Annotated in this window: 23 protein-coding genes; 5 read left to right on the forward strand and 18 right to left on the reverse strand. The window is 64.1% G+C overall.

Features of this window, described 5'->3' with window-relative positions:
• Positions 1-101: 101 nt before the first annotated feature.
• Together AC1X6S_RS12965 and AC1X6S_RS12970 are read right to left on the reverse strand one after the other, a co-directional pair.
• Entirely contained in the window at positions 102-1,775 is a 1,674-nt protein-coding gene (locus AC1X6S_RS12965) for an alpha-amylase family protein (RefSeq protein WP_483406171.1), read from the reverse strand.
• Positions 1,776-1,780: 5 nt separating this feature from the next.
• Positions 1,781-2,758, reverse strand: coding sequence for a TIGR03885 family FMN-dependent LLM class oxidoreductase (locus AC1X6S_RS12970; protein ID WP_483406172.1), 978 nt, complete (start codon positions 2,756-2,758; stop codon positions 1,781-1,783).
• 106 nt (positions 2,759-2,864) lie between these two features.
• Here AC1X6S_RS12970 and AC1X6S_RS12975 point away from each other — a divergent pair, with 106 nt between their 5' ends.
• The 3 genes from AC1X6S_RS12975 (at position 2,865) to AC1X6S_RS12985 (ending at position 5,759) form a co-directional block, all read left to right on the forward strand.
• The gene (locus tag AC1X6S_RS12975; protein ID WP_483406173.1) at positions 2,865-3,167 is read left to right on the forward strand and encodes a DUF2470 domain-containing protein; all 303 of its coding nucleotides are present in this window, start codon (positions 2,865-2,867) and stop codon (positions 3,165-3,167) included.
• A 196-nt stretch (positions 3,168-3,363) separates the two neighbouring features.
• Positions 3,364-4,014, forward strand: a complete 651-nt coding sequence (locus AC1X6S_RS12980) for a biliverdin-producing heme oxygenase (RefSeq protein WP_483406174.1) — start codon at positions 3,364-3,366, stop codon at positions 4,012-4,014.
• Positions 4,015-4,061: 47 nt separating this feature from the next.
• Positions 4,062-5,759: a long-chain-fatty-acid--CoA ligase gene (locus tag AC1X6S_RS12985; RefSeq protein WP_483406175.1), complete on the forward strand. Its 1,698-nt coding sequence runs from the start codon at positions 4,062-4,064 to the stop codon at positions 5,757-5,759.
• A 3-nt stretch (positions 5,760-5,762) separates the two neighbouring features.
• Here the strand turns inward: AC1X6S_RS12985 and AC1X6S_RS12990 are convergent, their stop codons facing one another.
• The gene (locus tag AC1X6S_RS12990) at positions 5,763-7,058 is read right to left on the reverse strand and encodes an ATP-dependent DNA helicase (RefSeq protein ID WP_483406176.1); all 1,296 of its coding nucleotides are present in this window, start codon (positions 7,056-7,058) and stop codon (positions 5,763-5,765) included.
• Between the two features lie 221 nt (positions 7,059-7,279).
• Here AC1X6S_RS12990 and AC1X6S_RS12995 point away from each other — a divergent pair, with 221 nt between their 5' ends.
• Positions 7,280-8,317: a hypothetical protein gene (locus AC1X6S_RS12995; RefSeq protein WP_483406177.1), complete on the forward strand. Its 1,038-nt coding sequence runs from the start codon at positions 7,280-7,282 to the stop codon at positions 8,315-8,317.
• A gap of 162 nt (positions 8,318-8,479) precedes the next feature.
• On the opposite strand, the gene AC1X6S_RS13000 is transcribed toward AC1X6S_RS12995, so the two are convergent.
• From AC1X6S_RS13000 to rpmB, 7 genes are all read right to left on the reverse strand, one after another.
• A complete protein-coding gene (locus tag AC1X6S_RS13000; protein WP_483406178.1) occupies positions 8,480-10,555 on the reverse strand; it encodes a bifunctional copper resistance protein CopD/cytochrome c oxidase assembly protein in 2,076 nt (691 codons plus the stop codon).
• A 140-nt stretch (positions 10,556-10,695) separates the two neighbouring features.
• A complete protein-coding gene (locus AC1X6S_RS13005; RefSeq protein WP_108392266.1) occupies positions 10,696-10,983 on the reverse strand; it encodes an HU family DNA-binding protein in 288 nt (95 codons plus the stop codon).
• A 297-nt stretch (positions 10,984-11,280) separates the two neighbouring features.
• The gene (locus tag AC1X6S_RS13010) at positions 11,281-13,746 is read right to left on the reverse strand and encodes a glycoside hydrolase family 65 protein (protein ID WP_483406179.1); all 2,466 of its coding nucleotides are present in this window, start codon (positions 13,744-13,746) and stop codon (positions 11,281-11,283) included.
• The gene (locus AC1X6S_RS13015; protein ID WP_483406180.1) at positions 13,743-14,465 is read right to left on the reverse strand and encodes an HAD family hydrolase; all 723 of its coding nucleotides are present in this window, start codon (positions 14,463-14,465) and stop codon (positions 13,743-13,745) included. The genes AC1X6S_RS13010 and AC1X6S_RS13015 overlap by 4 nt, the downstream gene beginning before the upstream one ends.
• 225 nt (positions 14,466-14,690) lie before the next feature.
• On the reverse strand, positions 14,691-14,996 hold the full coding sequence (gene rpsN / locus AC1X6S_RS13020; protein WP_108392272.1) for a 30S ribosomal protein S14: 306 nt from the start codon (positions 14,994-14,996) through the stop codon (positions 14,691-14,693).
• Positions 14,997-14,999: 3 nt separating this feature from the next.
• Positions 15,000-15,167, reverse strand: a complete 168-nt coding sequence (gene rpmG / locus AC1X6S_RS13025) for a 50S ribosomal protein L33 (RefSeq protein WP_108392274.1) — start codon at positions 15,165-15,167, stop codon at positions 15,000-15,002.
• A complete protein-coding gene (rpmB, locus tag AC1X6S_RS13030; protein WP_108392276.1) occupies positions 15,167-15,403 on the reverse strand; it encodes a 50S ribosomal protein L28 in 237 nt (78 codons plus the stop codon). The genes rpmG and rpmB overlap by 1 nt, the downstream gene beginning before the upstream one ends.
• Positions 15,404-15,730: 327 nt before the next feature.
• Between rpmB and AC1X6S_RS13035 the strand changes: the two genes are divergently transcribed.
• On the forward strand, positions 15,731-16,267 hold the full coding sequence (locus tag AC1X6S_RS13035; protein ID WP_483406181.1) for a hypothetical protein: 537 nt from the start codon (positions 15,731-15,733) through the stop codon (positions 16,265-16,267).
• A 67-nt stretch (positions 16,268-16,334) separates the two neighbouring features.
• On the opposite strand, the gene AC1X6S_RS13040 is transcribed toward AC1X6S_RS13035, so the two are convergent.
• The 8 genes from AC1X6S_RS13040 to AC1X6S_RS13075 all read right to left on the reverse strand — a co-directional run bounded on the left by AC1X6S_RS13040 (position 16,335) and on the right by AC1X6S_RS13075 (position 23,910).
• Positions 16,335-16,739, reverse strand: a complete 405-nt coding sequence (locus tag AC1X6S_RS13040) for a Fur family transcriptional regulator (protein ID WP_483406182.1) — start codon at positions 16,737-16,739, stop codon at positions 16,335-16,337.
• A 44-nt stretch (positions 16,740-16,783) separates the two neighbouring features.
• Positions 16,784-17,641 carry a metal ABC transporter permease gene (locus tag AC1X6S_RS13045; RefSeq protein ID WP_483406710.1) on the reverse strand — a complete coding sequence of 286 codons (858 nt, stop codon included), beginning with the start codon at positions 17,639-17,641 and terminating at the stop codon, positions 16,784-16,786.
• Positions 17,641-18,489: a metal ABC transporter ATP-binding protein gene (locus tag AC1X6S_RS13050; protein WP_483406183.1), complete on the reverse strand. Its 849-nt coding sequence runs from the start codon at positions 18,487-18,489 to the stop codon at positions 17,641-17,643. Before AC1X6S_RS13050 ends, AC1X6S_RS13045 begins: the two co-directional genes overlap by 1 nt.
• Positions 18,486-19,451: a metal ABC transporter solute-binding protein, Zn/Mn family gene (locus tag AC1X6S_RS13055; protein ID WP_483406184.1), complete on the reverse strand. Its 966-nt coding sequence runs from the start codon at positions 19,449-19,451 to the stop codon at positions 18,486-18,488. Before AC1X6S_RS13055 ends, AC1X6S_RS13050 begins: the two co-directional genes overlap by 4 nt.
• Positions 19,452-19,589: 138 nt before the next feature.
• Complete coding sequence (locus AC1X6S_RS13060) at positions 19,590-20,483, reverse strand: glycine betaine ABC transporter substrate-binding protein (RefSeq protein ID WP_483406185.1); 894 nt, start codon at positions 20,481-20,483, stop codon at positions 19,590-19,592.
• Between the two features lie 116 nt (positions 20,484-20,599).
• Complete coding sequence (locus AC1X6S_RS13065) at positions 20,600-21,493, reverse strand: glycine betaine ABC transporter substrate-binding protein (RefSeq protein ID WP_483406186.1); 894 nt, start codon at positions 21,491-21,493, stop codon at positions 20,600-20,602.
• Between the two features lie 72 nt (positions 21,494-21,565).
• Positions 21,566-22,531: an ABC transporter permease gene (locus AC1X6S_RS13070; protein ID WP_483406711.1), complete on the reverse strand. Its 966-nt coding sequence runs from the start codon at positions 22,529-22,531 to the stop codon at positions 21,566-21,568.
• Positions 22,528-23,910: a quaternary amine ABC transporter ATP-binding protein gene (locus AC1X6S_RS13075; RefSeq protein WP_483406187.1), complete on the reverse strand. Its 1,383-nt coding sequence runs from the start codon at positions 23,908-23,910 to the stop codon at positions 22,528-22,530. The genes AC1X6S_RS13070 and AC1X6S_RS13075 overlap by 4 nt, the downstream gene beginning before the upstream one ends.
• Positions 23,911-24,262: the final 352 nt, after the last annotated feature.

Here is a 24,262-nt window from a genome sequence, read left to right on the forward strand (position 1 = left end):
CGAGGGGCGATCATACCTACCGGCGGTCACACCTCTGAGAGGCCAAAGACAGGTGGAGTCAATCCGTTATGCGATCAAGACATCGCCGGAGCGCGCCGCCGTCAGTAGAGGCGCCTGCTCCCCGGCTCGATCACCCGAAGCCACCGGTAGCCGTAGCCTCCAAGTTCGAATTCAGCGGCACCGTCATCGGAGAGCGTGACTTCGCCGGTGGTGAGCAGGTCGACAAGCCGGGTACCTTCAGCCGTTTCAGGAATGGTGAGCTCGAGGCTCACGGGATCCGGGCCGAAGTTGTGCAGTGCGACCATGCGGCCCTCCGACGCACTCACGACATGCGCCATTACCGCTCTGTTCGGCTGATCGAGCACCTCAAAGTCGCCCCAGCCGATCTCCGAGGAGTTGCGGTAGGTCCTGATGAGCGTCCTGATGAAACTCAGCAAAGAGTCCGGCTCGTGGCGTTGCTCCGCCACGTTGACGAACCGTGGCCCGTAGCCATCGTCCACCACCGGCGCTGTCAACCGCCGCGGTTTCGCGTTCGAGAAGCCACCGTTCGGCTCGGGCGTCCACTGCATCGGCGAACGAACCGCCTCGCGCCCACTGATCTCGAGGTTCTCCCCCATACCGATCTCTTCACCGTAGAACAGCACGGGCGTGCCGGGCATCGAAAAGAGGAGGCTGTACGCCATCCGTATACGTCGCGGGTCACCGTTCAGCATCGTTGGCAGCCGGCGGATGATGCCGCGACCGAACACGCGCATGTCCTCGTCGGGAGCGAACGCGGTGAAGACCTCGTCACGCTCGCCGTCGCTGAGCTGGTCGAGGGTCAGCTCGTCGTGGTTGCGGAGGAAGTTCGCCCACTGCGCGGGTTGCCCGAGCTGCGGGCGGCTCGCCAGCGCTTCGGCGAGCGGTGCCGCGTCTTCCCGCGCGAGCGAGAGATAAAACTTCTGCATGGCGACGAAATCGAACTGCATGGTGAGTTCATCGAAAGCTTCTCCTCCGAAATACGTGAGCTGCTCCTCGCGCGGGAGGTTCACCTCACCGAGGAGGATGCCGTCTCCCGTCCGCCTGCCGAGGAACGCCCTGAGCGACTTGAGGTAGTCGTGCGGGTCTCCGTACTCATCTCCTGAAACGGCCCCTGGATCTCCCTCAATAAAGAAAGGAACGGCGTCGACGCGGAACCCGCTGAGTCCAAGCTCAAGCCAGAACCCCATGATCTTGGCGATTTCTTCGCGCACCGCGGGATTCTCGACATTGAGGTCGGGCTGGTGACGGTAAAACCTGTGCAGGTAGTACTCGCCCGTCTTCTCGTCCAGCTCCCACACTCCGGTTTCTTCGCCGGGAAAGACGGTCTCCGGCTGGCTCTTGGGAAGGTCCTTCCGCCAGACATAGAAGTCGCGGTACGGCGAGGTCACACTCGAACGGGACGCCTTGAACCACGGATGCTGGTCAGACGTGTGATTGACGACGAGATCGGCGATCACCCTCATGCCCCTGTCCTTCGCCATGCGAAGAACCTCGACGAGGTCGCCGTGGTGGCCAAGCCTCGAGTCGACCCCGTAAAAGTCAGTGATGTCGTACCCGTCATCACGGTCAGGCGTCGGATAGAAGGGCATCAGCCACAAACACGTCACGCCCAACTCGGCCAGGTAGTCGATGCGTTGGGCGAGCCCGGCAAAGTCTCCGACGCCGTCGTTGTTCCAGTCCAGGAATGTCTCGACATCCAGACAGTAGACGACGGCGTTCTTCCACCAGAGATCGGCGGTGTCGGTCTTCTTCATGTCGTTCATGCAAACTGCCCGAGCACGCGGTCGCCGAAGACATCGAGGAACTGGTCCTGCCCAGTCCCGACGTGGTGCAGGTAGATCTCATCGAAGCCGAGGTCTACGAACTCGGCGATCCTCGCCGCGTGCCACGCGGCATCCGATGAGACCAGAACACTCCCCCGCACATCCTCGGGCCTGACGTGGCGCGCTGCCTCGTCGAACGCTTCAGGAGTGTCGAGGTCCCAGCTGACCGGTGCCGAGAAGACGTTGGTCCGCCACTGCGTGTGGGCGATGGCGAGCGCTTCGTCGTCTGTGGCCGCATAGCTGAGGTGCACCTGGAGCACGACGGGCCCGCGACCGCCGGCACCGCGGTACGCGTCGATGATGCGGCGGAGGGCGTCCGGCTCCTGCAGCACTGTCGCGAGGCCGTCAGACCACGGCGCGACGAAGGCCGCGGTTTCCGGGCTTGTCGCAGCGCCAAGCAGTGGAGGCGGAGCATCGGGCAGTGTCCACAAGCGAGCCCGGTCTACTGTGATCAGGCCATCGTGGGTGACCTCGTTTCCGGCGAGCAGTTGCCGCATGACATCGACGCTCTCGCGCAGCCGGTCGTTTCGCAGGCTCTTTCGAGGCCAGCCATCCCCGGTGATGTGCTCGTTGACGTTCTCGCCTGAGCCAAGCGCGGCCCAGAACCGACCCGGGTACATCGCTTCGAGCGTCGCCACAGCCTGCGCGATGATCGCCGGGTGGTACCGCTGACCAGGAGCGTTGACCACACCGAGCTTGAAGCTTGTTGCCTGCAGCGCGGCACCGAGCCAGGACCACGCGAACCCGGAATGCCCCTGGTCGGTTCCCCACGGTGCGAAATGGTCGGAGCACATTGCGGCGCCAAACCCCACCTCTTCCGCCCGGATCACCGAGTCGAGCAAGCGACCGGGGTGGATTTGTTCGTGGGATGCGTGGAAACCAAGGATCACTGCGTATGCCGCCTTTCGGGTCATCCCGAGCCTAGGGAGTCGCGATGAACCCGGACCAGCCCTCGCGTTTGCCGCCTGTTCCGTGGTATCCACATTGACTTTTCACGCGGCAGTGGGCTGTGATGAGGGCATGGCAGGTCACAACTTCGACTCGAGCGTCGTTGACGCGGTTCTCCGGCACATGAACAGCGATCATTCCGACGACAACCTCCTCATCGCGAGGGCGTTTGTAGATCAGGACGCCTCGGCGGCGAGGATGGTGGGCCTCGACGGAGACGGTGGAACGTGGCTCGTGCGGGTCGGCGGCGTGGAGCGCGAGGCCCGGGTTCCCTGGTCGACTCCGGTCACGGAACGCCCCGAGATCCGCCGGGAGGTCGTTGTCCTGTACGAGGCGGCGTGCGCCAAACTCGGTGTCCCCGCACGCGACCACTGATTCGCTGCCACTCGGCATCCGCTCGCACCCGCCATCGACTAGCCGTGCGACCATCCCATAACACGCTCGCGCCGTCATTACCAGTCAGCGACCGAACTCAGCGTTCTGCCCAGTCGGTTTCGATAGAATAACGCTGACCGTGACGTTTCCCACACCGTGAGCAACAGCAACGCAACCGCCGACGACGGAGTCCCTCATGTCAGTCATTCCCTTCTCGCAGGAGCTTCGTGAGCGCACTCGCACGAGTCACTCCGAGAGCGAAGGCGCGGATTTCATGGGCGACCTGATGAGCGGCAAGGGAACGGTCGACGATTACATAGCCCTCGTGGCCCAGCATTACTTCATCTACGAAGCGCTGGAGGCCGCAACGGAACGCATGAAGAACGACCCGGTGGCGCTCCCATTCATCTCAGACAAGCTGACACGGCTTCCAGCGATCGAAGAAGACCTGCGTTTTCTCATCGGTGACGGATGGCGCGACCAGATCAGCCCTCTCCCGACGACGGTGGCGTACGTTGCCCGCATCCGTGAGGTTGCCGCTGTCTGGGCCGGTGGCTTCGTTGCCCACCACTACACCCGTTACCTCGGCGACCTCTCGGGCGGCCAGGTGATCCGCACCCTCATGCAGCGCCAGTTCGGTTTCGAGACCAACGGTGTCGGGTTTTACCTGTTCGGCGACATCGCCGAACCCAGACGTTTCAAGGACACCTACCGCGAACAGCTCGATGCTGTGCCGTGGGAGGAAGACGAACGGTCGCGCGTGATCGATGAAGTTCGCGTGGCGTACCAGTTCAATACAGATCTCTTTCTCGACCTCTCGCGTGCAAAGGCAGCGAGCGTGGCGTAGAGACCGCTTCCGTACCAGGATGCGTGAGTTCCAACCCGAGGAGAAGTGTGAATCCGTTTGAAAACAAGCCGTGGCTTGATGCCTATGCGCCGGGTGTGCCGCACGAAATCACCCTGCCGACGGGGTCGCTTGTCGACATGATCGAGGATGCCGTCAGGCGATTCCGGTCGAAGCCCGCGCTCGAATTCTTCGGGAAGAGCATGACATACGGCGAACTGGGCGCCGAGATCGGACGCGCGGCCGAGGGACTTCGGCGGCTCGGCGTGAAGAAGGGCGACCGGGTCGCTCTCGTGCTCCCCAACTGCCCGGAGCACGTCATCGCGTTCTACGCGGCGCTCCGCCTCGGCGCCGTGGTTGTCGAGCACAACCCGCTCTACACGGCGCGTGAACTCCGCCACCAGTTCGAAGACCACGGCGCGCGCGTCGTGATCGCCTGGGACAAAGTCACCGACACCGTTGCCGGGTTCCCCGCCGACCTTCCCATCGACGCCGTTGTGTCCGTTGACATCACCAAGTCGATGCCCTTGTCGACGAGGCTCGCCCTCCGCCTTCCCGTCAAGAAGGCTCGCACCTCGAGGTCTGCCCTCACGAGTGGGACCGTCACTCGCGGCACCACCACCTGGTCACGCCTCGTCTCGCAGGGCACCCTGCGCAAGCGCCACCCGCGCCCGGATGTGCACGACCTGGCACTGCTGCAGTACACGAGCGGGACGACGGGAACCCCGAAGGGGGCCCAGCTCAGTCACTTCAACCTTCGCTCGAACGCCGAACAGGGTCGCGCATGGGTGCCTGGACTCCGCGAGGGAGCAGAGGTGTTCTACGGCGTCCTCCCCCTCTTCCACGCCTACGGCATGACCCTCTGCCTCACCTTCGCCATGAGCATGGGTGCACGCCTTGTGCTCTTCCCGAAGTTCGATGTCGACCTCGTCCTCTCCGCTTTCGCGAAGCATCCGGCCACCTTCCTCCCCGCCGTCCCACCGATCTACGACGCGCTCGAGCGCGAAGCAGAGCGCCGGAAGGTGGACCTGTCCGGGATCAGGTACTCGATCTCGGGCGCCATGAGCTTGCCGGTATCCATCGTCGAACGGTGGGAGGAGTCGACGGGAGGCCTGCTCGTCGAGGGCTACGGCATGACCGAGACGTCGCCTGTCGCCGTCGGCAACCCGATGGGTCCCACCCGGCGGCCTGGCACTGTCGGCGTCCCATTCCCGAGCACGGAGATCCGCGTCGTCGACCCGGAGAACCCGTCGGTCGACCGTGAACCCGGTGAAGCCGGCGAACTCCTCCTCCGCGGGCCCCAGGTGTTCTCCGGGTACTGGAACCGGCCGACGGAGACCGCGGCCGTTCTCGACTCGGATAACTGGCTCCGCACGGGCGACATCGTCGAGGTGTCAGAGGATGGTTTCATCACTGTCGTCGACCGGGTGAAGGAACTGATCGTCACCGGTGGGTTCAATGTTTCTCCCTCAGAGGTCGAGGTTGCGCTCATGAGCCACCCCGACGTCCGGGAGGCCGCCGTCGTCGGACTGCCGCTGCCCTCCGGTGGTGAGCAGGTCGCCGCTGCCGTCGTGCTCAGGCCCGGCGCCGTTTTCGACGAGATCGGGCTTCGCGACTTCTGCCGTCACGGACTCACCGCGTACAAGGTCCCGAAGCGCATCACCGTCGTCGACGACCTGCCCCGTTCCCTCATCGGCAAGGTGATGCGACGTGAGGTCCGTGAGGCGATGTTGAAGAAGGGCGCCTGACGCTCAGCGCTCGATGCCGCGCATGAACCGTTCGACATCCTTGTCGACGATGATGTCGCGCGGCCGCAACGGCCTGGTCAGGTACAGCCCGTCGAGTGACGTAAGTCTGCTCAGCGCGACGTAGGTCTGGCCAGGGCTGAATGCCCGGTCGCCGAGATCTACGATCGCGCTGTTGTAGGTCTTGCCCTGCGACTTGTGGATCGTGACGGCCCACGCGAGCCGCAGCGGAAACTGGGTGAATTCGGCGACGATTTCCTTCTTGAGCTTCTTCGTCGCCGCGAGGTAGCTGTACCGGTACTTCTCCCAGACGACGGGTTCGACCTCGAAGATGTCGCCGTCGACCTCGACGAACACGTTGACGTCGATCTTCGTCACCGTTCCGATGGTCCCGTTGACCCAGCGCTGGCCTTCGCCACCACCACCCGAGTCATTGCGCAGGAACATGACCTGCGCGCCGACCTTGAGCTCGAGCGACTCGTCGGCCGGGTATGACGCCTTGCCGAAGTCACCGCTGACCTCGGCCTCTGCCTTGAGCGCACGCCCGGGCAGCTTGGCGAGCGCCGCGGCGTTGATTCGATTGACTATGTCGTTTCGCGTCGCGAGAGTGATCGTTCCGTCGTCCGGTGGTGTCCTCGCCCCCGTGCTGTTGAGGATGCCGGCGATCTCCGCCGTGACCTGCCCGAACCGTACGGCGTTGAGCATGTGCTTGAAGTCGGCGTCGGCCTGCCGGTGGATTTCGGTGAGCTCGATGACCTTGAGCGGCGTCTCCTGCCAGACCTTGGCGTCGAAGAACCAGAACGACCGGTAGGTATCGGCGATGTAATTGCGCTCATCACCCTGCCCGGGCACCGGTGCCAGCTGGTACGGGTCCCCGAACAACACGAGCTGCACACCGCCGAACGGTTCGTGCCGCCGCTGCCGTGCCTGCCGGAGGCTCCGGTCGATGGCATCCATCAGATCGGCGTTCACCATGGACACCTCGTCGATCACGAGGGTGTCTATGGTGTTGAGCAGCTTCTTGAGCGCGTCGTTCTGGTCAATGTCGTGATCGGCGATCAGCCCGATCGGAAGCCGGAACAGGGAGTGGATGGTCTGGCCGCCCACATTGAGCGCGGCGACACCCGTCGGCGCGCAGATGACGATCTGCTTCTCGGTTTGCCACGACAGGTGGTTGAGCAGGGTCGATTTACCGGTGCCCGCTCGCCCCGTGACGAAAACGTGTTCCCGGGTTCCCTCGATGAGGTCGAACACGAACCGCTGCTCGGGAGACAGCTCGATCGTCGGTTTGGTCTGGGTCACGGATGCCTTCACTTCTTACGTCTGCACCTCAATGGTATGCGGCGTTCCTCAGGCTCTGGCGCGAGGCCTCGCCACACCGGCATCCGGCGCCCCGGCCGCTCACCCGTGCACGTGCCGCTTCCGCATAGGATAGCGGGGTGAGCCAGGTCCATGCCCCGCACGACTCCTATCCGCAGCAGGCCGTGCCCCCGGCCAGTCAGGAAACACCCAAACGCAGGAAAATGGACGAGAAGTCTCAGTTGCTCGTTACCTGGCTGATTGTGGGTGTGCTGCTCGTTGGCTCGGCATTCGCCGCCATCGGCGCGCTCAACCGTGACGTGTACGGCCCGGGCGCCTTCGTTGGCACCTATCTGTCGGAACTCGCCGCAAAGGATGCCGCCGCAGCGCTCGCCATGCCCGGTGTCGAGATCAGCAAGGCCGATCTCAAAGCCGCCGGCCTGCCGGAGGCCGCCTCGGGTGCGTTGCTGCGGAGCGCGACGCTTGGCTCGATCGAAGAGATTACCGAGGTCGCAGACGAGGAGGTCGGCGACGGCATTCACGAGGTCACGTTCTCCTACGAAGCCGACGGCGTTTATGGAGAGTCAACGTTTACTGTCGCTCCCAACGGCACCCGGTTCCCGCTCATTCCTACTTGGAAGTTCGAGGTGAGCCCTGTCGCAGTCGTGAACCTCTCTGTCGAGCACGCCACGGCGTTCACCGTCAACGGGTTCGACGTCGACACTCGCGCGGTCGCTCCGGCCGAGCAGAAGCCGGCGTTCGACAACATCGTCAACCTGCAGGTGTTCACGCCTGGGCACTACACGTTCGAGACCTCGACCGAACTGCTTGAATCCGAGCAGGAAAAGGTGCTCGTCGATGTGCCGTCAGACATGCACGAGGCTGCGGTCACCGCCGGACCGACCGAGGAGTTCGTCGAAAAAGCACAGGAGGCTGTCAACGCCTCCCTCGATACCTGCGCAGAACAGGTGGTCCTGCAGCCGACCGGCTGCCCGTTCGGCATCGTGATCGACGACCGGGTCGACGGCGAACCGACCTGGTCGATGGATGAGTACCCGGAGATCACCCTTGAAGCCGGCGCCGAGTCGTGGCTCATTCCGTCGACAACGGGCACCGCGAAGATCGATGTCAACGTCCAGTCACTGTTCGACGGCTCGATCACCAACCACAAGGACGACGTCGACTTCACGATGGACGGGCACATCTACCTGCTGTCCGACGGCTCCATGCAGGCCCTCGTCACCGGTGAGCCGGCCCCGTAGGGCCGCACCCGCGCTGCCCCTTTCGCCGAGAGCATCACTTCCGGTCGAGAACACCCCGCGCAACTGATGCGCTCGACCGGAACTGATGCGCTCGCGCACGGCCCGCTCGCGGGAGCGACGGGCGCTCGCGCGCCGCCGGTACCGAGGTGCGCCAGGGGCCCGCTACGCGGACGTGCCCGGCCTTCCCTGGCCGGAGACCGCGTCGGACCTCTCCGAGCCTCTCGCGTCCACCTGGTCGTCATCGGATCCCGCCGGGGCCGCACCCGCGTCAGCCGCATCGGCCTTCGCCAGTCGCGCGAGCCGCTCGTTGTACTCGTTGAGTTCGGCATCACCGGTCCGGTCGGCGTTCCGGTCGAGGCGCTTCGCGTCCTTGGCGTCGCTGCGGCTCCACTGGATGGCAACGGTGATGGCGAGTGCAATGGTGGGCAGTTCGCCGATGCTCCAGGCGATGCCGCCCCCGTTCTGCTGGTCGATGAGCGGCGGATCTCCCCAGGTGCGCCCCATCGCGCCGAACCAGTCAGGCAGGAACAGGCCGACATTGGACATGATGGAGAGTCCGAAGAACGCGTGGGCAGCCATGGTCGCGAGCAGGACCAGCAATCGCATCGGATAACTCAGCCGAACCGGAACCGGATCGATGCCGATGATCGACTGCACGAACAGGTACCCGGTGAGCAGGAAGTGGACGATCATCCACTCGTGCCCGATGTGGTCCATCGTCGCCCAGCGGAACAGAGGCGAGTAGTAGAACACCCAGAGCGAACCGACGAACAACGCGGCCGCAACGATGGGATTCGTGATGAACCCGGCGTATTTGGAGTGAACCGCGAGCAGGATCCACTCCCGGGGACCCCGGGAACCGTCGGTGCGCTTGTTGATCGCCCTCATTGCCAGCGTGATCGGCGCACCGGGCACGAGCAACACGGGCACGAGCATTGTCAGGCCCATGTGGCCAAGCATGTGCACGCTGAACAGGTAGTCCTGGTACGCCGCGACGCCACCGTTGGTGAGGTAGAACAGCACGAGCAGGCCGAGCACCCAGGAGACGGCGCGACGCACCGGCCACTTGTCACCGCGGCGGCGCAATCGCACGACGCCGGCGAGGTAGAAGAAGATCCCGAAGGCGCAGATGAGCAGCCAGATCAGGTCGATGTTCCACACGGTGAAGTACCGCTCGGCGGTGAGCTCGGGAGGGAGGGGTTCGCCGGTGAGAAGCTCGGCCGCCGTCGGCGTCCCGCCGAGTTCCTCGGGAACCGGCGTGGCGGTCCGGGCGAGTCCAGCCGCCAGGCCCGACGCAATACCCATGAAAGCCAGCTCGACAGACACGAGTACCCAGAAGTATCGTCCGACGGCGTTGGCCGCCACTGCCATCTTGCCGATCAGCCATGACCGCTGCAGTGCCCCTAATACCCCGAGCACGATGAGCGCCCCGACCTTCGCGAGCACGAGAATGCCGTACGGGGTGAACAACTGGTCCCAGGTGCCGACGCGGAGTGCCGCGCTCGCGTAGCCGGAGACGGCCACGACGATAAAGGAGACGAGCGCGATTGTCGAGTACCGCTTCATCACCGGGATGATCCTGTCGCTGCCGAGGGTGTTTCGCAGCAGCACGATCGTGACCAGTCCACCGAGCCAGACAGCGGCGAACACCAGGTGCAGCCCGAGCGCGTTGACGGCGGCGTCGTGGCCGGCGCTGCCGGCGGCGTGTCCCTGCTGGGCCATCGGCACGAGCGAGACCACGGCGAGAAGCCCGACGAAGACCATGAGAGTCTGGCCGCGCACGGCGAAGCACAGGACGGTGAGCGTCGCAGCGATCAGGGTGGTCACGAGCCAGGCCTGGCCGAGTTCCACATCGGTGAAGAACATGCCGAGCTTCGACCCGAACTGGTCATCGAAGCTGAGCGCCGTCCCCGTGACGTTGAGGAAGGTGAAGAACCCGGTCATTCCGGCGGCGACCGTGTACAACGCTGCTCCGGCAGCCGCGATGTCGAGGGCCTTGTGGTACTCGTCCTTCTTCGCGGAGAGGGCGAACAGGGCGAGCAGGATCGGACCGAGGGTCAGTGCGGCGCCGAGGTTCACGAGCATCTTCGCGATCGGCAGCCCGAACCTGACAACCGCACCCGGGTCACCGATGGGGCGTGCGTTCGCTCCGCCGCCGAAGGCCAGGGCAACGATCAGCGTCACGAATGCCGCGGCGATAAGGGCGGCTGGACCGGCTAGGCGGATTACTCGGGACACACGTCAAGACTACGTTGTCGTACCTGCACGCTGCGTCTGAGCGCAGCCGCCGGGAGCCGCCGGCTGCGACCAACGGATGCCGCGTTAACGCCGAAAGGGATGCCACTTTCGCGGCATCCCTTTCTGTGAAGCGGGGAAAGCTACTTTGCAGCGGCCTTCAGCTTCGAACCAGCGGAAACCTTGACGGAGTGGCCGGCCGGGATCTGGATCTCGGCGCCGGTCTGCGGGTTGCGGCCGGTGCGAGCTGCACGAGCGGTGCGCTCGACGGCGAGCCAACCCGGGATGGTGACCTTGACGTCGTTGCTGACCGAGTCAGCGAGCACGCCGAACAGCGAGTCGAGGACGCCACCGACGGTAGCCTGGCTCTGGTTGGTCTCAGCTGCGATCTTTGCAACGAGCTCGGTCTTGTTAAGCGACTTATCAGCCATTGAGTTGTCCTCCTCGGACTTTGCTTTCTACAGCCTGTTTATAACTGTCCGTGGGCATTTCTTCACCCACGGTGGGTCTGTCTGACCGCCTCGAATGTATCAGAGTTCCGCGTGTTTTCGCGGAATTGGGTGTCGTGTGAGGCATTTTTCTGCGGCGTGTCCCAGCATCGGTCCCTCTGGCGCCCCCCAAATCGACGTTTTTGACGCTCTGAGCGTAAATCCGCACGATTCCGCCGTAATTGCCCCCGGATGGCGAGCCACTCTCGTTGCTCCCTCGCGCAGCCGATCCCGGCGGTGCTACGGGTCAGTCGGTGCCGGGCCGGGCGCTGCTGACGGCAACATGATGCTGCCGTCCTCCCGGCGGTTCCGGCGCTTCTGCACCGGAGCGTCCTTGCGGATCGGACCCTGTCCATCGAGTGCGATTTCCGCGTCCCGTCCCGGTGCCACCTCGAACGATTCACCCCGGACGGTGAAGGGAACGGTGCCGTCCCCATCGACGACCGAGACGCGCATGGCATCCGCAGTCAGGTGGACAAGCAGCCGCGTCCCGCGCCAGGTCAGCCGGTAGCGAAGCTCCGACCACGTCGCCGGCAGTCGCGGGTCGAAGCTCAGCTCGCCGCCATAGTCCCGCATTCCCCCGAAGCCGTAGATGAGCGAACTCCACACTCCCCCTGCGGCAGCGACGTGCACGCCGTCCTGGCTGTTTCCGTGCCGGTTCTCGAGATCGACGAACGCTGTATCGATGAAGTAGTCAAGGGCGAGGTCCTGGTAACCGACCTCAGCCGCCATGATCGACTGCGCCACCTTCGACAGGCTCGAATCGCTCGTGGTGAGCGGGTCGTAGTAATCGAAGTCCGCGAGCTTCTCGTCGAAGGTGAACTGGTCGCCCTGCAGGTACAGCGCGAGAACGACGTCTGCCTGCTTGAGCACCTGGAACCGGTAGATCACGAGCGGGTGATAGTGCAGCATGAGCGGCTTGCGGTCCTCGGGCGTGGTCTCGAGGTCCCACACCTCGCGCTCGAGGAAGTGCGAGTCCTGCGGATGGATCTTGAGGCTCTCCGCGTAGGGGATCGTCATCGCTTCAGCGACCCGTTCCCACTCCTCGAGCTCCGAATCCTCGATAGCCAGGCGTTTCACCGCACGCGCGTACGCGTCAGGTCGCTCCCGCTCGAGCGTTCTCAGCGCTTCGATGGCGTAACGGAGATTGAACCTCGCCATCACGTTGGTAAACAGGTTGTTGTTGACGACCGTGGTGTATTCGTCCGGACCGGTGACGCCGTGGATCTCGAAGCGTTCTTCTCCATTGCGGCGCCAGAACCCGAGGGTGGCCCACATCCGTGCGGTTTCAACAGCGATGTCGATAGCCCCGTGGCTCAGGAAATCGATGTCACCCGTCGCGTGAATGAACTTCGCGAGCGCATAGGTCACGTCGGCATTGATGTGGTACTGCGCTGTGCCCGCTGCGTAGTACGCGGATGCCTCTTCACCGTTGATCGTCCGCCAGGGGAAGAGAGCGCCGGCTTCGTTGAGCTCCCGCGCGCGCTCGCGTGCTTTGGGCAGCATCTGCTCCCGGATCCGAAGTGCGTTCCGCGCCCAGAGCGGGCTCGTGTACGTGAGGAACGGCAGCACATAGATTTCGGTGTCCCAGAAGTAGTGGCCGTTGTACCCGTTTCCTGTGACGCCCTTTGCCGGCACGCCCAGGCCGTCGGCCCGAGCTGACGCCTGTGCGAGCTGGAACAGGTTCCAGCGCACGGCCTGCTGCAGTTCATCGCGCCCGGGGATCTCGACATCCGAGCGCGACCAGTATTCCGTCAGCCATTCCTTCTGCTTTGCGTACTGCGCCGTCACGCCAGCCGAAGCGATCCGGTCGAGAGTGCGCCTGCACCTGTCGATGAGTTCGCGCGTCGGCGTGGTCCGGGAGCTGTGGTAGCTCACGACCTTCGTGATTTTGACGGGATCTCCGCGCTTGGCGTCAACGGAGAAGACGTTCTTCGCGATATCGCCGTCGATGTATCGTTCGACCGTGTAATCGTTTGACGTCTCGATCAGGTGGTCCGCGGCCACGGCGAGCGTCATGCCGGAATGCGCCGTCTCGTAGCTCAGCACGCTTCGGTTACCGTCCTGCCAGCGCTCCTGCGGTTCGAATACCCGCTCGGACACCCGGCCTCCCGCGCGGGGATCGCTCTGTTGCGCGTTGCCGCCAACACCGCTGGGGCCGTCGTACTCGTCTTCACCGTCCTGCCGGTTGAGGATCTGGCAGGAAATGGTCAGGGGAGCATCGGCGTCGAGCACCGTCACCTCGAGGGTCATGACGGCCAGGTGACGCTCGGGGAACGAGACCATACGGCTCGCAGACACCTGCACTCGCTTACCCGATGGGGTCAGCCAGACGAGGTCGCGCCGGAGCACGCCGTCGCGAAAGTCCAGCGCACGCTCATAGCTGAGCAGATCGGCGTCACCGAGCGACAGCGGTTCGTCGTCAACGTAGAGCCGCATCACCTTGCTGTCGGGCGCGTTCACCATGATCTGCCCGACCTGGGCGAACCCATACGCGTCCTCAGCGTGGCGGATCCTCCAGGTCTCGTGCAGACCGTTGACGAACGTGCCGTGCTCGTAGGCCCTTCGCCCCTCGACGGCGTTGCCACGCATGCCGAGGTAGCCGTTGCCTACCGCGAAGAGAGACTCGGTCTCACCGAGGGTCTTGCGGTCGTACTCGGTCTCGATGAGGCGCCACGGGTCAACAGGAAAACGATCGCGGTTCATGCGTTGTTGCGCTCCTCGGTGGGGACTGATCCGTGCGCGTACACGGCAAGATCATCGATGACGACGTCGGCCCCGGCCGCGAGCAACGCGTCGCTGCCCGCTCCCCGGTCGACACCGACCACAAGGCCGAAGTTGCCAGCGCGGGCCGAGGCCACCCCCGAGATCGCATCCTCGAACACGGCGATCTCGGACGGACTGATCTGCAACTTTTCGGCGGCGTACAGGAACATATCCGGTGCCGGCTTACTCCCGAGCGCCTCCTCAGCCGCGACAACGCCGTCGACGATCACGGCGAATCGGTCCAGCAGGCCGGCGCTGGTGAGTACCCACCTGGCGTTCTTCGAACTCGAGACGACGCCCATTGGCATCCGCCTGGCGTAAAGCTCATCGACGAGGGCGAGCGAGCCGGGATAGGGGCTGATGCCACGCTCCTCAAGGACCCGTGAGAAGTAGCCGTTCTTGCGGTTCCCGATGCCACACACCGTATCAGCGGCCGGCGGGTCGTCTGGCGCTCCGAGCGGCACCTGGATACCGCGGGATGCCAGCAGGCTCGCGACGGCCTCATACCGCTGTTTGCCATCCAGGTATTCGAAGTAGTCGTCGTCGGTATACGGCTGGGAAACGCCCTTTTCGGCGAAGACTTCCGTGAACATGGATTGCCATGCGTACCGGTGCAGGTCAGCGGTCGGCGTCAGTACCCCATCGAGATCGAAGAGCACAGCGCTGACCTGGTCAAGACTCCGGAGAGCCGGGTGTGGTGCGTTCTCGTGCGCGTTCAGTGGGTACTCCTGAGTATCGGGTAAGAGTGTGAAACTGACTCTACGACAGAGCAGACCGGCCACAAGAACCTGGCCGTCAGACTTGCGCGCGGGTGGCCGGGGGCGTTAAAGACAAAAACGGGTGCCGGCCAGAAGGCCGACACCCGTTTCAGGGTTCGAGAGTGCTTACCAGCTCGACTTGGTGATGCCGGGCAGTTCGCCCTTGTGCGCCATGTCGCGGAAGCGGACACGCGAGATGCCGAACTTCGAGAGGTGGCCGCGGGGGCGTCCGTCAACAGCGTCACGGTTGCGCAGGCGCACCGGTGAAGCGTTGCGGGGAAGCTTCTGCAGGCCGACACGAGCGGCTTCACGCGATTCGTCTGTGCCGTTCGGGTCCACGAGGGCCTTCTTCAGCTCGAGGCGCTTTGCTGCGTAACGCTCAACGATAACTTTGCGCTGGTTGTTCTTCGCAATCATGCTCTTCTTAGCCATGGCTTAGCGCTCCTCTCGGAATTCAACGTGCTTGCGCACTACGGGGTCGTACTTCTTCAGTACGAGACGGTCGGGGTTGTTGCGACGGTTCTTCTTGGTCACGTAGGTGTAACCGGTTCCTGCCGTCGAACGAAGCTTGATGATCGGACGAACGTCCTGGGTCTTTGCCATTAGATCTTCTCCCCACGGGCCAGCAGGTCCTTGACGACCGACTCGATTCCACGAGCATCGATAACCTTGATGCCCTTGGCGCTCAGCGTGAGCGTGACGTTACGGCGAAGCGACGGTACGAAGTACGTCTTCTTCTGCACGTTCGGGTCGAAGCGACGCTTGGTGCGTCGGTGCGAGTGCGAAATGTTGTGTCCGAAGCCGGGAATGGCTCCGGTCACCTGGCAGGTTGCTGCCATGGTTCTCTCCTTCAGTACCGCAGGACTCTCGTCCTGCCCAAGATCTCTTGTCGGCACACGCAAACCACCCGAATTTAAAAGCGGAGGGAGTGTCTGTGCGATCCGAACGGGAGGTGCCCGCTCAGCCAAAGATCAATCGTACAGGAGAAATGGCATCCCGGCGAATGGACGTGGAGCAAGCGACAGGCACGGCCCCGCCAAACCGAGGAAGCTGGCAGGCCGCTCTTAGCCTCCTGATAGCACCGCCGCACACAATCGAGTTACAGGCAACAGCCGATGAAACCACAGGTCCACAGAGAATCGAACAGGAGCACAGAGACCTTAAACATGCGTAAAGACACACCAAACACGAACACGCCGAACACGAACGAGACCACCCCGAACGTGAACACGGGCGCACCAACGGTGGACCCGGACACCCCTCGCGCTTACCCGCAGTCAGCGTTCACGTATCCCCCGGCAGAGCCCACGGAGCAGCACACGGATTCCAGCCGACCCAGCGGCAAGCGCATCGCGCTGCTCAGCGTCGCGGGCGTCGCCCTCGCCGCCGTGCTCTTCGGCGGCGGTTTCTGGGCAGGAACCGCTATCGACGACGGCCCGGGGATGTTCCACAGCACGTCGGACGACGGCCCCCGCTGGGGCGACAGAGGAGGCCAGGGCGGTCCAGGGGACGATGGCCGTGACGGCGGACCCGGCGACAGCGGCCACGTACGCCCGCACGACCTGGATGGTGACGAGATCGACCCCGACCGTACAGCTCCGGACGAGACGACCCCGGAGGACGCCGAGTCGACCCCGGAGAGGGATGAAGGATCCGACCCGGCTGACACCGAACCGGCGACCCCCTCGCTCTACGTTCGCTGACGCGCGCATCGCGTGAGCCCACACAGCGCCCGCACCCGACCCCGGTCGGGTGCGGGCCTCTACGTTGTCAGGCCGTGGTTATCGCCCGCGAGCACTCGGCACAGTAGCCAAAGATGTCCACGATGTGCTGCGCCTCGGTGAATCCGTGTTCGGATGCCGTGCGCTTCGCCCACTGCTCGACCTCCGTTGCCTCGATCTCGACGGTCAGCCCGCACGAGCGGCAGATGAGGTGGTGGTGGTGGCCGGTTGAGGCACACGCGCGGTAAAGACTCTCGCCATCAGGTGACTGCAGCGAATCCGCCTCACCGACCGTGGCGAGATCCGCCAGGGCGCGATAAACCGTTGCCAGTCCGATCGGTGACCCCGCGTCGCGCAGACCCTGGTGGAGACCCTGCGCGCTGACGAATCCGTCGCGGGAATCGAGCGCTTCGCGAACCGCTTCACGCTGCCAGGTATTTCTCTTGACGGCCACGGCTCACCTCCGCAATTCGACTGTTGGAATGATCTTTGTCATGGCTAGCGTAGCCCCGGCCGCGTCTTCGTGCCGAGGCCGATGAGCCTCGCGACGAGGTAGATCGTGAACGAGATCGTCGTGATGTACGGGCTGATCGGGAGCGACCCTCCGAGCGCGAGCAGAATGCCGCCAACCGCCGAAACAAACCCGAAGACCATTGCGAGCACGGGCACCCAGAGCGGCGATGCCGACAACCGGAGTGCCGCTGCGGCAGGCGTCACGAGGAGCGCAAGAACGAGCAGGGCGCCAATGATCTGAACCGAGACCGCGACGATGAGGCCGAGCAGCACCATGAACGCGAGCGAGACAAAGCGGGTGGGAACACCACGCGCGGCAGCGACGTCCGCATCGAGGCTGTCGAAGCTCAGCGGGCGCCACATCCACAGCAGTCCGGCGAGCACGACGATGCTGATCCCGGTCAGCCAGACCAGCTGAGGGTCGTCGACCGAGATGATCTGACCGGTGAGCAGCCCGAACTTATTGCCACTCCTGCCCGGATACAGGGCGAGGAACAGGATGCCGAGACCGAGACCGAACGGCATGAGCACACCGATGATCGAGTTGCGATCCCGCGCTCGCGATCCGAGCAGCCCGATCATGATCGCGGCGATGAGCGCACCCGCGATCGAGCCCGCGACGACATTGACACCGAACAGCAGCGCAGCCGCTGCACCGGCAAAGGAGAGTTCGCTGATGCCGTGAACAGCGAACGCCATGTCGCGCTGCATCACGAAGACGCCGATGAGCCCGCCGACGATCCCGAGGATGGCGCCGGCGATGAGCGAGTTCTGCACGAGCGCGAGCAGTTCACCGTAGTTCTCGAAGTTGAAAAGACGGGACCAGAGCTCGTCGAGCGTGATCACAGGACACCCTCCGCGTGGGAGTGGTGGTGATGGTGGGTCTCGCTGTCGGGGATTCCAACGACGACAACACGCTCGCCCGTGCGAAGCACGTCGACCGGCGTGCCGTAGAGCTCAGAGAGCACGTCGCTCCGAAGCACCTCATCGGGCGTTCCCTCACGGAACTGTCCGCCGGCGAGGTACAGGATCCGGTCGACCATGCCGAGCACCGGGTTGACGTCGTGGGTGACGAAGACAACGGGCGTCCCGTGCTCACGGCGTCGCCGGTCGATGAGCTCGGAGACTCCCCTCTGGTGCTGCAGGTCGAGACTGAGCAGCGGTTCGTCACAGAGCAGCAGTTTCGGATCACCGGCGAGCGCCTGGCCGACGCGCAGCCGCTGCTGCTCGCCACCAGACAGGTTGCCGACAGGCTCGTCGGCGTACGCGGTCGCGCCGACGGCCTCGAGCAGTTCGTCGACCTGGCGCTTTTCCGATGCGCGCGAAACGGGAAGTCCGAAGCGGTGTCCGTTCACACCGAGCGCAACGAGGTCGCGGGCTCGCATCGGCGTCCCACCCGGAATCAGTTTCTGCTGGGGAATGTAGCCGATCCTCCTGTCGCCACGTCGAACAGGATGCCCGTCGAAGTCGGCGGTTCCCGAGTCGAGCTTCTGCTGGCCGAGGATCGTCTTCAGCAGGCTGGTCTTGCCCGACCCGTTCGGCCCGAGCACCGCGAGAAACTCGCCGGCGCACACGTCGAGGGTGAGCTTGTTCCACAGCACGCGGTCTCCGAAGCTGAGTGCAGCGTCGGTGAGGCTCAGGACCGGTGCGGTGGGATGGCGGTGACCGCCTGGATCGGAGGGTGCACTCACGAGGCGAGCACGTCCGTGATGGCGTCGAGGTTGTTGGTCATCCAGCTCACATAATCCTCACCGTCAGGAAGCGTCTCAGCGAAGGAGACGACGGGGACGGAATTCTTGTCGGCAGCGTCCCGGACCTGTTTGGTTTCCGGGCTGCTCGTCTGCTCATTGTAGGCGAGCATCGCGACCTCGCCCGAGCTGAGGAGGTCGAGCGTCTCGCGGAGACTTGCCGGTGGCACATCAGTGCCTTCCTCGATCGCTTCGCTGAAGTCATCAGGCGTGAGGTTGTGAAGACCGGATGCCTCGAGCAGGTAGAGCGGGACCGGTTCGGTGAGCGCGACCGCAGTTCCGTCATTCGCTGCCTTGAGCTCAGCAGCGCGCCCGGTGAGCTCGGCGATGTCTTCGGAGAAGGCCGAGTAATTGGCTGAGTAGCTTTCGGCGTTCTCCTCGTCGAGGTGCGAGAAGGTGTGGGCAAGCGCGCTTGCCAGTGCGTCAGCGGCCGCGAGGTCGTACCAGACGTGCTCGTTTACCCCCTCGATGTGTTCGTGGTCGTGCTCCTCGCCCTCCGCGTGGTCGTGGTCGGCGTGGTCGTCGGTCTCGACGGGCGCCCGGCCCGACAGGTCGACGACGTTGACGAGTTCGACGTCGTCGCTCGCCCCGGCGTGGACGAGCGTGTCGATGAAGGGGTCGTAGCCGCCGCCGTTCTCGATCACAATGTCCGCTTTCGAAATGGCGAGCTGGTCCCGAGCACTGGCCTCGTAGCTGTGCGGGTCCTGCGCTGCGGAATCGATGATGCTGGTGACGTCGACGTGATCTCCCCCGATCGTCGACGCGATGCTGCCGTAGACGTTGGTGGAGGCGACGACACGCAACCCCGAGGGTTCGGTGGCGGCAGAATCTGCCTGGCCGGAGCATCCGGTCAGGAGAAGTGCTGCCACCGGGATCAGAACGAGAGAAGCGCGGAGTGGGGTCACGAGAAACGATACTAGCCGTAATGATAACGGTTATCAATTTGTTTTGCGGGACAGACCCCGCAGACAAACCACGAGAGCCCGGCTCGCCAGTGGCGGGCCGGGCTCTCGTTTCACCGAGTTGCTTCGGAGTCGGGGGTCTTAGGAGGTGAGTCCGTCGACGTACTCCTGGTTGTCGTCGATCCACTTCTCGACGATCGGTGCGTAGTCGTCACCGTCGTAGTCGACGAAGAGGGCCTTTTCCAGCGAGTACAGGGTGTCGAGGTCCATCTCGAAGTCCGAGAACCAGCCGGCGACAGTGGGGTGGCTTTCGCTGAAGTCGGTGGAGGCGTAGGAGTGGATCGACTCAACTGCGCCGAGTGCGCCCTCGGGGTCCTCGAGGTTCTTGAGCGGGAACTCACCGTATGCCCAGTGCGGCTCCCAGAGAGTAACGGCGATGTTCTCGCCCGCCTTGGTCGCACTGGTGAGCTCGGTCAGCATGGCCGACGTGGACGACGTGACGTACTCCATGTCTTCGAGGCCGTACGTCGGGATGACCCGTTCCTCGGTTGCCATGGTCAGTCCTGCGCCCGGCTCGATGCCGATGATCTTGTTGTCGAACAGGTCTGCGTTCTCGGCGAGTTCCGCGAGCGAGTCGATCGGGGCATCCGCGTTGACAGCTATGGCGTTCTTGCCCTCGTTGTTCCACGCGCCGAGCTCGGCGATGTCGTCGCCGTACTCCTCGAGGTAGCTCTTGTGGGTGAACGGCAGCCAGACATCGAGGGTGACGTCGTAGTCGCCGGCCGCAACGCCGGCGAAAACCGGTGCGGGGTCTGCGTAGTCGAGGGCAACGTCGTAGCCCTTGTCGTTGAGGATGCTCTCCCAGAGAACGCTCGTCGCAACCGCTTCGTCCCAGCCGTTGAAGACCGCGATCGAGACATCCTTCTCGTCTCCGTTGTCGTGCGCTGCGGAGGTCTCGGCCGCCGTGCAGCCGGTGAGGGCGATGAGGCCGGCGCTGAGCGCTGCCACTGTTGTGATTCGTGAACCGGTGTTCATGGGATTACCTTTCGGCCGCCGGTATTCGGCGACATGGTTGTTGTGCCTGAACCGCGAGAAATGACAAACGCCGGGGTGAGATCCAGCCCACCCCGGCGCTTGCCGGCTGTGTCGAACTAGGAGGTGAGCCCGTCGACGTACTCCTGGTTGTCTTCGATCCACTTCTCGACGATCGGTGCGTAGTCGTCACCGTCGTAGTCGATGAACATGGCCTTCACGAGTGACATGAGGGTTTCACTGTCCATCTCGAAGTTCTCGAGGTATCCGGCAGCCTCCGGCGAGTTCTCGGCGAACTCGGTGCTTCCGTAGCTGTAGAGGCTCTCGGTGGCACCGAACGCGCCATCGGGGTCCTCGAGGTTCTTCAGCGGGAACTGCGCGTACGCGCGGTGAGGCTCCCACAGGGTGACGACGACGTTCTCGCCCTTGTCCGTCGCGCTCTTGAGTTCGGACAGCATGGCGGCCGTCGATGAGGTCAGGAACTCCATGTCGTCGAGCCCGTAGGTCGGGATGACCGCATCCTCCATCGCCGCGGTGAGGCCGGCGCCGGGCTCGATGCCGACGATCGTGTTGTTGAAGAGGTCGGCGTTCTCGGCCAGTTCGTCGATCGAATCGATCGGTGCGTCCTCGTTGACCGCGAGTGTCAGCTTGGACTCGTCGTTCCAGGCGCCGAGCTCGACGATGTCGTCACCGTAGTTGTCGAGGTATGCTTCGTGCGTGACGGGCAACCACACGTCGGTCGTGAAGTCGTAGTCACCCGAGGAGAGGCCCTCGAAAACCGGCGCGGGATCGGCGAACTCGAGGTCGACGGAGTATCCCTCGTCTTCAAGGATTGTCTTCCAGAGCCAGCTGGTCGCCACTCCTTCATCCCAGCCGTTGAACACAGCGAGGGTGAGGTCGGTCTTCTCGCCACCATCGGCCGAGTCTGACGAGCCCGTGCTTGCGCATCCGGCCAGTCCAACCAGGCCGACCGTTGCGAGTGCTGCAATGGCGATTCTGCTGTATTTCTTCATTCTTACCTCTCAGTGCTGTCGATCAGATCCTGCTGGCCGGGCCCACCGCGTGAACCCGGCCGATGTGTGTGGTTAGGCGCTTGCGCCCTGCGGGGTGCGGCTGTCGGTGGGTGCACCCGCACCGACGGCCTGTGCGATGAGCTGCTCGTCCTTCGGTGAAACGGGAGTCACCCCGGAGCCGGAGGAAGCGGCATCCGCCTTCTTCGCACGCTTTTTCCTGGTGCCAAGTGACGCGGTGAGGCGGTCGAGAACAATGGCGAGGATGACGACAGACAAACCGGCTTCGAAGCCGAGGCCGATGTCGATGCGGTTGAGACTTGCGACGACGTCGCCGCCGAGTCCGCCAGCGCCGACCATTCCGGCGATGACGACCATGGAGAGCGACAGCATGATGACCTGGTTGATACCGGCCATGATGCTCGGCATCGCGAGCGGCAGCTGGATCTGGCGCAGGATTCGGAAGGGTGACGAACCGAAGGCGTGACCGGCCTCGACAACTTCCTTGTCAACGCCACGGATGCCGAGCTCGGTGAGACGGACGCCGGGGGCGAGCGCGAAGATGATCGTCGCGACGATTCCCGGAACGACACCGACGCGGAACAGGATGAGCGCGGGGATGAGGTACACGAACGCAGGCATGGTCTGCAGGAAGTCGAGGATCGGCTTGAGGATCCGCGACCAGGTGTCGGAGCGCGCACCGAGAATGCCGAGCGGCACGCTGATGAGCACCGCGAGGAAGCTGGCGACGAGCACGAGGGACAGTGAGTCCATCGCGTTCTCCCACTGGTCGACCGAGAAGATCAGCGCGAAGCCGATAACGACACCGACGGCGAGCTTCCAGCCCGTCGCGAAGAAGCCAAGAACAGCGACCGCGAGGATGATGACCCAGAACGGCGGGGTCTGGAGAATCAGGTTGACGAGGTCGTAGAGACCGAGGAAGACGGCGCGAAGCACGTCGAACAACGGCTGGAGCGTGTCGGTGAGGATGTCGACAAAGTCTTCGACCCACTGGCCGAGCGGAATACGGAAATCCATCAGCGAAGGCTCCCTTCAGAAGCGGTGCGGACATCGTCGGCAGGCATTGCCCTGGCCTGGTCGACTTCGTCGGTGAGCCCCGCGGTTTCGCGGAGCGTCTGGGTGATGACGTCGACGGCAACGGTTGCCGGAGTCTCGATGACCTGGTTTTCACCGGTGGCCGTCGGCAGGTTGGCAAGCGCGGCGAGCAGCGTCACGCGGGGAATGGCGCCGAGCAGGCGGCCCTTCTCATCGACGACGGCGACGGGCAGGTGGCTTTCGGCTGCTGGCTCGAACAGGTCGACCAGGTACTGGTCGGGTCCGACCGTTGCCGGGTCGTTGCGAACGATCGGCATCAGGTCGCGGTTGCCCGCCTTGACGAGGCCGAGCACCTCGCGGTCGTGAACGACGCCGAGCAGCCTGCGGCCGTTTCCGACGACGAAAGCGGCGGATGTCTGCATGTCACGCATGGTGCGCAGCGCGGCACGCGGTCCGGCTGAGCCGGAGACGACGGCGCGCGCCGGCTCCATCACGCTCGCGGCGGTGAGCACGCGGGCACGGTCGACGTCCTGGACGAACTGGGCGACGTAGTCGTTGGCCGGATCGGTGAGGATCTCATCGGGAGTTCCGACCTGCACGATGCGACCGTCGCGCATGACGGCGATGCGGTCACCGAGGAACATAGCCTCGTTGAGGTCGTGGGTGATGAAGATGATCGTCTTGCCGAGCTCCTGCTGGAGTTCGACGAGCTGTTCCTGCATCTCACGCCGGATGAGCGGGTCGAGTGCCGAGAATGCCTCGTCCATGAGCAGGACGTCGGTGTCTGCGGCGAGCGCGCGGGCAAGGCCAACGCGCTGCTGCATTCCACCGGAGAGCTCGCCAGGAAGCTTGTCTTCCCAGCCGGAGAGACCGACGCGGGAGACGACCTTCTGCGCGCGCTCACGCCGCTCGGCCAGAGGCACACCCTGGACTTCGAGAGCGTAAGCGGCGTTATCGAGCACCGTGCGGTGCGGCAGGAGGGCGAAGTGCTGGAAGACCATCGAGATCTTCGACCGGCGCACCTCGCGGAGCTGCTTCGCGGGCACACCGCTCACGGCTGAGCCGTAGACGGCTACGGAGCCGGATGTCGGCTCGAGCAGCCCATTGAGCATGCGGATCAGCGTGGACTTGCCCGAACCGCTGAGGCCCATGACAACGAAGATCTCGCCCTTTTGAACGTCGAAACTTGCGTCGATGACCGCGGCGGTTCCGAGCGAGGACAGCTCATCCCGTTTCGCTCCGCCTTGCAATCGCTTAACGACGTCGCGCGGCTTTTTGCCAAAGACTTTGTAGACATTGTTTACCTCAACGGCAACAGTGTTGGTCACGTTTTCTCCGTGCGCGCGCAGGTGCCACAGCCACATTTCATGACTTTCCCGGGAGGGGACGGATGCCTGCACGGCATTCTCGTAAGTTACGACCGGGTCAGGGACGAGTGCACCTGCCCCACCCATCAAGCGGCGACGACCAGTGCGTCTGAAGCGATTCGGGAGCTGTGCTGACGCGGCCATGGGACCGCCGCCAACGTCACAAGACCATACGTCCGAATGCGCGACATTCCTGTGTCACATTCGCCCGCGGACTAGCGTTACGGCCATCATGGCCAGGGACGAGCCTAACAGAAACCGGAGGGAGCTTATTCTGGGCTGTGCCTTTGCCGTGAAACCGCCCAGAGTCTGAGTGCCGGCGCGCACGGCCACGCGCTGGGACACTGCC

Source organism: Mycetocola sp. Y442 (assembly GCF_056898615.1).